Here is a 7,739-nt window from a genome sequence, read left to right on the forward strand (position 1 = left end):
TGCCACCGCACGCGTCGGGCGCCGCGTGCGCCGGGCATCGCGAGCGCCGGGCACGCGAACTCGGCGGCCCCGACCCGCCCGTCAGGCCGTCAGGAACCACCACCAGATCAGCAGCATCGTCGTGCCGAAGCCGGCGATCTGGTTCAGCCAGAGGAAGCGATTCCACCCGGCGGTCGCGCGGTCGCTCTCGGCATCCGTGACGTTCCGGTACGGCCAGCAGACGACGAGGTAGGGGATCACCAGCACGGCTGCCAGAGGTCCGGGCCACGCCGTGAACAGCATCGCCACGCCGGCGAGGGCGTAGGCGACCAGCGCGAAGCGCACGGTCCAGCGCGCCCCTCGAGCGGTGGCGATCGACGAGATGTCGGCGGCACGGTCCGCCTCGACGTCCTGCACCGCCCCGAACGCGTGCGAGGCGATTCCCCAGAGGGCGAAGGCGACGAACACGAACACGAGCTGCCAGGTCCAGGCCGCGCCGGCGAGCACGAGACCGTAGACGGCGGGCGAGAAGAAGTGGATGCTGCTCGTCACCGAGTCGGCGAAGGGGCGCTCTTTCAGACGCAGCGGGGGCGCGGAGTAGAACACGACGAAGAACAGGCTCAGCGCCAGGACCAGCCACGACAGCGGCGAACCGACGACCACCAGATACACGACGAACGGCATACACGACAGCGCCGACGCCCAGAGGGTGATCGGGTGCATCCGTTTGTCGAGCACGGCTCCGTGCGTGCCGCCCTTGCGGGGATTGCGCAGGTCGGACTCGTAGTCGAAGACGTCGTTCACGCCGTACATCGCGAGGTTGTACGGCACGAGGAAGAACAGGATGCCGACGATCAGCGTCGCGTCGATCTGACGCGTCGTGAGCAGATAGGCCGCGGCGAAGGGGAACGCGGTGTTGATCCAGCTGACCGGTCGCGAAGACACGAACAGCTCCCGCAGGACGCGGCCGGGGGTGAGAGCGGCGGGGGCGGTCATGCGGCATCCTTCGGGGACGGGTGAGGGGACAGCAGCGTGAACACCGCCGGCACGAGGAAGGCGGCGCACAACGGGTACGCGAAGTCCTCGATCGGGGCCAGGCCGAGGCGCAGACCGCTGAGGTGCTGCTCCGGGTACGAGAAGAGGTCGACGGCGATCATGAGGTTGTCGAAGACGAGGGTGAGAGCGATGAGGACCAGCGCGACGAGCATCGAGGATGCCATGCGCTGCCGGAAGCGCGGACGGGCGAGCGTCGCGAGGGTCACCGCCGCCGTGAGGATCACGAAGGGAAGCACGATCAGGGGGTAGGTCATGCGTCCTCCTGAACACGGGCGCGGTCACGGATCCGGGCGCGTGCTCGCCGCTCGAACACGGCGTACATGACGACCGCGAGGTAGCTGAGGAAGAGGAGGAAGAAGACTTCCTCGAGCGGCAGGTGCGGTGCCAGCTCGACGCCGACGAAGAGCGGACTCTCGCCCTTCACGAAAACGCCCGTGACGATGCCCACGGCATCCCACACCAGGAAGAACACGGTCGCGACGAGGACCGAGGCGATCGTCCGAACGGGCGCGACGCGCAACGCCAGCGAGAACTTCACATCGATCGCGATCATCCCCGCGAGCGAGAACAGGATCGCGCCCAGGTAGATCCCGGGCACCTCAGACCGCCGCGCGCACGGGTTCTGCCAGGGGGCCGGGGGAGGTGTCTCCGGTCAGACGCTTGACGACGAGCTCGGCCGAGATGAGGCACATCGGCAGACCAATGCCCGGGAGCACCGACGTGCCCGCGTAGTAGAGGTTCTGCACCTTTCGCGACCGGTTCTTCGGCCGGAAGATCGCACTCTGATTCAGCGTGTGCGCGAGACCGAGCGAGTTACCGTGCCAGGCGTTCAGGTCGTTCACGAAGTCCTCGGGGGCGATCGTCCGCCGCACCACGATGCGCTCGGCGAGATCCGGGATGCCGGTCCACTCCGCGATCTGCGCGATCACTCGGTCGGCCGCCTGCTCGATGCGCTGATCGCCCGATCCGTCGACGCCACCGCGGCCGCTCACGGGGTCCGCCGGGACGGGGACGAGGACGAAGAGGTTCTCGTGCCCCGCGGGGGCCACGGAGTCGTCCGAGGCGCTCGGCCGGCAGATGTAAATGGACGCCGGGTCGGGGATCTTCTTGTCCTCACCGAAGATCGCGTCGAAGTTCGTGTGCCAGTCGTCGGTGAAGAGCAGGGTGTGGTGCGTGAGCTGGGGGAGTTCGCCCTTCACCCCGAGCAGCAGCAGCAGTGCTCCGGGGCTCGGGACCTTGTCCTTCCACCACTTCTCGGGGTACTGGCGGTCCTTCTCCTCGAGCAGGTGATTCTCGGTGTGGTGCAGGTCGGCGCCGGACACCACGGCATCCGCGGCGATCACTCGCCCGTCCGCGAGCCGCACCCCACGGGCGAGACCAGACTCGGTGATGATCGCGTCGACGGGGGCCGAGGTCTCGATCTGCACACCGCGCTCGCGAGCGAGCTTCTCGATGGCGGTGATGATCTCCGTCATCCCGCCCTTCGGGTAGAGCACGCCGTCGCCGAGGTCGAGGTGACTCATGAGGTGGTACAGGCTCGGCACCTCGAAGGGCGAGCCGCCGAGGAAGACCGCGGGATACGCGAGGATCTGCTGAAGCCGCGTGTTCTGGAAGTCCGTCGTGACGCGCTTCCACAGGGTACGCGTGAGCAGCGGGATGAGCGTGGGGAGGCGCTTCACGAGCGCCGGGTCGCGCAGCCCTCTCGTGGACGAGTACGGGTCGTAGAGGAACTTCGACGTCGACAGCTCGTAGGCGTCCTTCGCCGAATCGAGGTAGGCGTCGATGTTGTCGCCCGATCCGGGCTCGTGCTCCTCGAAGAGCGCCCGCACGGCCTCGCGTCCCGACACGATGTCGATCGGCTCGCCCTTCCCGGGAGGACCGTAGACGCGGTAGGCCGGGTCGAGGCGGACGAGATCGAGCTGCTCATCGGCACTCGTGCCGAGCAACCGGAAGAAGTGGTCGAACACCTCGGGCATGAGATACCAGCTCGGCCCGGTGTCGAACCGGAAGCCGTCGGCCTCCCACGACCCCGCGCGTCCGCCGAGGGCGTCGCGGGCCTCGAAGAGGTGGACGTCGTGGCCGCGGTCGGCCAGCAATGCGGCGGTTCCCAGACCGGCGATTCCGCCTCCGACGACGACGATGCGCTGGGCGCTCATGAGCGGGGACCTTTCGGTGGACGCCCCAGGAGGGCACGGGCAGCGAGAGTGGCTTTCACGCCGTCGGGAACGCGCACGCGCGGAGCGCCGGCGGGGGAGAGGCGCAAGCGTCGCGACAGTTCGGCGAAGAGGTCGTGCGCAGCGGTGACGGCTGCTCGACAGTCCGGCGGCAGGTGCGGGATCACGGATGCCGCGGCGGCGAGGTCGGCGTCGATCCGATCGAGCACGGCGATGCGTCGTTCGTCGTCGGCTGCGCCGTCGAGGTAGTCGCGGCCGAGACGGTCGGCGTCGTCGGCGAGGTCGCGGAGGAAGTTGACGTCCTGGAACGCGGCCCCCAAGCGACGTGCGCCCTCGACGAGGTCGGCGGCGGGGCGCGCGGGAGCGGACATCCCGGCGTTGAGGAACACCTGCAGGCACATGAGCCCGACGACCTCCGCGGAGCCGTACACGTACGCGTCGTGCGACAGCTCGTCGTGCGCGGCGGTGTCGATGTCCGTGCGCATCGAGGCGAAGAACGGCGCGATCAGCTCGGCACCGATGCCGCACTCCCGCGCCGTGCGAGCGAAGGCGTGCACGACGAGATTCGCGCTGAAACCGGTGGCGATGGCATCCATCACCTCGGTCTCGAGGGCGTCGAGCACGGCGCGCTCGCGTTCGACCGTCAGGCCCGCGTCGTGGGCCGGCCCGTCGACGATCTCGTCGGCGACGCGCACCAGCGCGTAGATGTTGCGGACGTGCGGGCGAGGGCGCCGGCCGAGCAGGCGCGCAGCGAGGCCGAACGAGGTCGAGTAGCGCTGGATGACGGCCGCGGCCGCGTCGTCTGCCGTCCGCGAATACAGGGCGAGTCCGGTGGGGCCGGTGCTCACGGAACGCGCTCCTGCACGGCGTCGACGAGGTCGAGGAGCATACCCTGACACTCTTCCGGCAGCGTCGAGGCGGCGACGATGCCCCGTGCCTCGTCGAGGGTGTCGCGCACGAGGTGCTCGAGTCGGACACGCGCCCCCGACGCGGACAGCGCACTCTGCGCGGCACGGATCGCGACCGGCCCGGTGTGGGCGTTCGCGAGGGCGTCGCTCACCTCGGGCCAGTGCTCGCTCTCGCGGGCGAGCACGATCAGGTGCGTCTTCTTCGCCTCGCGGAGGTCGGAACCCTCGTCCTTGCCGGCGGTGGCGGCGCTTCCGAACGCGCCGATCAGATCGTCGACGAGTTGGTACGCCAGACCCAGACGCTGACCGAACCGCTCCAGAGCGTGCCGCACGGGCGCCTCCGCGCCCGCGAGCACCGCGCCCGCCTCGAGAGGCGCCGAGAACGAGTAGACGGCGGTCTTGTCGTGGGTCGTGCGCAGGATCGTGTCGGCATCGATGTCACCCGCCGAGACCGCGTTCTCGACGTCGGCCAGTTCGCCGGCGGCCGAGACGAGGACGGCGTCTTCGACGAGCAGGAGCAGGTCGCGGCGCACGTCCGCCGGGATCTCGGCCATCGCGACGAGCCGCGCGGCCTCGTGCAGCAGGAGGTCTCCCGCGAGGATGGCCGCCGCATCGCCGAGGAGCGCCGCCCCCGCGGCATCCGCCCCGCGCTCGGTCCCGCGAGAGCGGAACTCGCCGCCGACGTTGGGCATTCCGCGTCGCTCGACGTCGTGGTCGATGACGTCGTCGTGGACGACGAAGGCGGTGTGGAGCAGCTCGAAGGCCGCGGCGACCTGGTACAGCGCCGGCCGTGCGATGTCGGGCCCGCCCAGCGTGTCGAAGGCCGACACGACCAGGAGCGGACGGAAGCGTTTGCCGCCTTCCGCCGCACGGCGGATGGCGGATGCCAGGGCCCGGGCGCCGTCGCCGAGTTCACCGAGGCGTCTGTCGAGGCGCGCGAGGGCGCCCTCGATGGCGGAGTCGATGTCGTGGCGCGCTGCCGGGGTCGTGGCCAAGGCGATCACGATGCCCGCCGGATGGCTGGAGGGGGACTGAAGAGGTGGAGCTGCTGTGCCTGCAGGACGAGCCAGGGGCTGAATGCCCACGGTGTGGACTCGAGGGAGGCGGCCAGATCGAGAGGATCGACCCAGCGGTACTCGGCGACCTCGGCCGGGTTGGGCCGCGGCTCCTCGTCGGTGACGGCGAGGTACACGGGGCAGATCTCGTTCTCGACGATGCCGCTCGCGTCGACCGCGCGATACCGGAAGTGGGGGAGGGCGAGTTCGAGGTCGCGGACCCGCAGCCCCACCTCGAATGCGGCGCGACGGTGGACCGCGTCGGTCAGGGGCTCGGCGGGCGCGGGATGTCCGCAGAACGAGTTCGTCCAGACGCCCGGCCAGGTCTTCTTGTCGAGCGCGCGCCGCGTGACGAGCACCTGTCCGTCGGCGTTCACGACGTGGCACGAGAACGCGAGGTGCAAAGCGGTGTCCGCACCGTGCACACTTGCTTTCGGTGCGATGCCGATTTCGTCGCCGTGCTCGTCCAGAAGGACGACGTGTTCAATCTCGCTCATCGTGCCTCCTGTTTGCTAGTTTAGCTAGCGATGTGAGCTTCAATATACCGACGCCGAAAGGGGGTGTCCACCGTGACGGATACCACCACTCGTTCTGGTAGAAGGCCCGCCGTCGTCGAAACGCTGACCGCCGTGCGGGCCCTCAGCGACGCCCTCGACCGCATGCACAGCGGCATGAAGGGCGACATGGACATGAACGCGAGCGACCTCGCGACCCTGCGCATGCTCATCATCCGCGAACAGCGCGGTGAGATGGTCAGCCCGCACGACGTGGCGAGACACCTCCGCATCTCGACCGCGTCGACGACCAAGCTCATCGACCGTCTGGCGGCGTCCGGCCATGTGGAGCGTCGTGCGCACCCCTCGGATGGTCGCGCGCGCGTCGTCGTGCTCACCGACAAGTCGCGAAGCGAGTTCTTCCACCACCTCGGCGGGCATCTCGGGGCGATGCGCGATGTGGCCGCGAACTACAGCGATGACGAGCTCGCCACGATCTCCGGCTTCCTGCACTCCCTCACCGAGGCGATCACGACGACCGACTGAGCGGTGGCCGCCGGCGGTCACGAATCGCGCGCTCCGCGGGCGACGCGGACCCCGACGTCGTCGAAGCCGTCTCGCGGGCCGCCGCCCCGGCGGGTCGAGGCGCGTACGACGGCGGGGGCGTCGTTCCATCCTCCGCCGCGGAAGACGCGGGCGTTGCTCCGTTCCGGATCGACGAGGTCTTCGCACCACTCGGCGACGTTGCCCAGGATGTCGAACAGCCCGAAGAGATTGGGCAGACGGGCCCCGACATCGACCGGCGCGCGGAGACCGTCGGCCGCCGTCCATGCGATCTCGCGGATGGGTCCGTACGTCGACCCGGTGGCGCCGGCGCGGCAGGCGTACTCCCACTCGTCCTCGGTGGGCAGGCGGAACCCGTCGCTCTCGGCATCCGCGTGCACCTCTTCTCCGTCGAACCGATAGACGGGGTCGAGCCCTTCCCACTCCGACAGGGCGTTGCACAGGCGGATCGCGCGGAACCAGCTGAGATCGACGGCCGGCCGACGAGAGTGCCGAGCCGGGATCCCGAGAAGCTCCGCGACCTGCTCCTCCGTCACCGGGTAGACGCCCATCTCGAACGGGGCGACGACGATCTCGCGTCGTTCGGCACCGCGCATGTCGCCGCGCAGCACGCGACCGGCCGGGATTCTCGCCATCTCGATGTCGGTCATTCCGGTCCCCGTCCGGGAGGGGTGGCGGCCCGGTCGCCCCGGGTGGAGTGGAGGGTTCCATCGGTCATGCGTCCAGTCAAGCGCGGGTCGGCGAACTCGGACGAACGGGTTGACGGCCGGGTGAGGATCCCCGCTCGAACGTCAAGCCCTTTCCGAGCTCGGACACGAATGATTGGATGGACCCTCCAATCGATCGAGGAGAACCCGAGATGAGTCCCCGGCGCTATGCCTCCCCCCTGCGCAAGGCGGAGGCGGCTCGCACCCGTGCGGCGATCCTCGATGCGGCGTCCGCGTTGTTCTCTCGCGACGGTTACGCCGCGACGACGATGAAGGGGATCGCCCTCGAGGCCGGGGTGTCGGTGCAGTCGGTCCACTTGGCCGGATCGAAATCGGCGTTGCTCGTCGCCGCCTTCGAGCGCGCCTTCTCGGGCGCGGAGGCTCAGGATTCCCCGACGCACCCCCCGCTGATCGTCGCCGCGCTGGAACGACTCGAGGTCGACGAGGCGATGCGCGTCTGGCTCGACGGCATTGCCCGTGCCCACGAGCGCTCCGCCGGGCTCGCACGGGCGATGGTCATCGCGGCGGAGACGGATGCCGTGGCGGCCGCGGCCCTGGTCGACTTCGATGCGCGTCGCCGCGGTGGCATCCGCGTCGCCTCGGACTGGCTCGTCGGTCGGGGTCTGCTGCACGGGGAGGACGCGGACGAGGTGGCGGATGAGCTCAGTTACCTCGTGGGCCCCGAGACGTACGCGTTCTTCGTCACGCGGTCCGGATGGTCGCCCGCGCGGTACCGGGCCTGGCTCGAGCGCACACTGCGCGATCTCCTCGCTCGACGGACCACCGACGTTCCCGTCTCGTG

General features: G+C 69.6%; 10 protein-coding genes. 2 read left to right on the top strand and 8 right to left on the bottom strand.

The genetic code is table 11. The annotated features are described in order from the left end of the window. Positions 1 to 81: 81 nt before the first annotated feature. Genes P2P98_RS17750 through idi form a run of 7 tightly spaced genes read right to left on the bottom strand, consistent with a single transcriptional unit; the run spans position 82 to position 5,669 of the window. Entirely contained in the window at positions 82 to 975 is an 894-nt protein-coding gene (locus tag P2P98_RS17750; RefSeq protein WP_275801581.1) for a prenyltransferase, read from the bottom strand. Further along, positions 972 to 1,289 carry a lycopene cyclase domain-containing protein gene (locus tag P2P98_RS17755; RefSeq protein ID WP_275801582.1) on the bottom strand — a complete coding sequence of 106 codons (318 nt, stop codon included), beginning with the start codon at positions 1,287 to 1,289 and terminating at the stop codon, positions 972 to 974. Before P2P98_RS17755 ends, P2P98_RS17750 begins: the two co-directional genes overlap by 4 nt. Next, positions 1,286 to 1,633 carry a lycopene cyclase domain-containing protein gene (locus tag P2P98_RS17760; protein WP_275801583.1) on the bottom strand — a complete coding sequence of 116 codons (348 nt, stop codon included), beginning with the start codon at positions 1,631 to 1,633 and terminating at the stop codon, positions 1,286 to 1,288. Before P2P98_RS17760 ends, P2P98_RS17755 begins: the two co-directional genes overlap by 4 nt. 1 nt (position 1,634) lies before the next feature. Continuing rightward, positions 1,635 to 3,191: a phytoene desaturase family protein gene (gene crtI / locus P2P98_RS17765; RefSeq protein WP_275801584.1), complete on the bottom strand. Its 1,557-nt coding sequence runs from the start codon at positions 3,189 to 3,191 to the stop codon at positions 1,635 to 1,637. Then, the gene (locus P2P98_RS17770; protein WP_275801585.1) at positions 3,188 to 4,057 is read right to left on the bottom strand and encodes a squalene/phytoene synthase family protein; all 870 of its coding nucleotides are present in this window, start codon (positions 4,055 to 4,057) and stop codon (positions 3,188 to 3,190) included. The genes crtI and P2P98_RS17770 overlap by 4 nt, the downstream gene beginning before the upstream one ends. Continuing rightward, positions 4,054 to 5,121 carry a polyprenyl synthetase family protein gene (locus P2P98_RS17775; RefSeq protein ID WP_275801586.1) on the bottom strand — a complete coding sequence of 356 codons (1,068 nt, stop codon included), beginning with the start codon at positions 5,119 to 5,121 and terminating at the stop codon, positions 4,054 to 4,056. Before P2P98_RS17775 ends, P2P98_RS17770 begins: the two co-directional genes overlap by 4 nt. Next, positions 5,118 to 5,669, bottom strand: coding sequence for an isopentenyl-diphosphate Delta-isomerase (gene idi / locus P2P98_RS17780; RefSeq protein WP_275801587.1), 552 nt, complete (start codon positions 5,667 to 5,669; stop codon positions 5,118 to 5,120). Before idi ends, P2P98_RS17775 begins: the two co-directional genes overlap by 4 nt. Before the next feature lie 72 nt (positions 5,670 to 5,741). Here idi and P2P98_RS17785 point away from each other — a divergent pair, with 72 nt between their 5' ends. Further along, a complete protein-coding gene (locus tag P2P98_RS17785) occupies positions 5,742 to 6,212 on the top strand; it encodes a MarR family transcriptional regulator (RefSeq protein WP_307385909.1) in 471 nt (156 codons plus the stop codon). 17 nt (positions 6,213 to 6,229) lie between these two features. On the opposite strand, the gene P2P98_RS17790 is transcribed toward P2P98_RS17785, so the two are convergent. Continuing rightward, entirely contained in the window at positions 6,230 to 6,880 is a 651-nt protein-coding gene (locus P2P98_RS17790) for a formylglycine-generating enzyme family protein (protein ID WP_275801588.1), read from the bottom strand. A 209-nt stretch (positions 6,881 to 7,089) separates the two neighbouring features. On the opposite strand from P2P98_RS17790, the gene P2P98_RS17795 reads away from it, so the two are divergent. Next, positions 7,090 to 7,739: TetR/AcrR family transcriptional regulator (locus tag P2P98_RS17795; RefSeq protein ID WP_275801589.1), on the top strand; the 650-nt coding region annotated here is incomplete at its 3' end.

It is taken from the genome of Microbacterium sp. Kw_RZR3 (assembly GCF_029222405.1).
GTDB lineage: Bacteria > Actinomycetota > Actinomycetes > Actinomycetales > Microbacteriaceae > Microbacterium.

Coding starts and splice junctions, on each gene's coding strand:
- idi (WP_275801587.1), bottom strand. CDS start 5,669: ATGAGCGAGATTGAACACGTCGTCCTTCTGGACGAGCACGGCGACGAA.
- P2P98_RS17755 (WP_275801582.1), bottom strand. CDS start 1,289: ATGACCTACCCCCTGATCGTGCTTCCCTTCGTGATCCTCACGGCGGCG.
- crtI (WP_275801584.1), bottom strand. CDS start 3,191: ATGAGCGCCCAGCGCATCGTCGTCGTCGGAGGCGGAATCGCCGGTCTG.
- P2P98_RS17790 (WP_275801588.1), bottom strand. CDS start 6,880: ATGACCGACATCGAGATGGCGAGAATCCCGGCCGGTCGCGTGCTGCGC.
- P2P98_RS17750 (WP_275801581.1), bottom strand. CDS start 975: ATGACCGCCCCCGCCGCTCTCACCCCCGGCCGCGTCCTGCGGGAGCTG.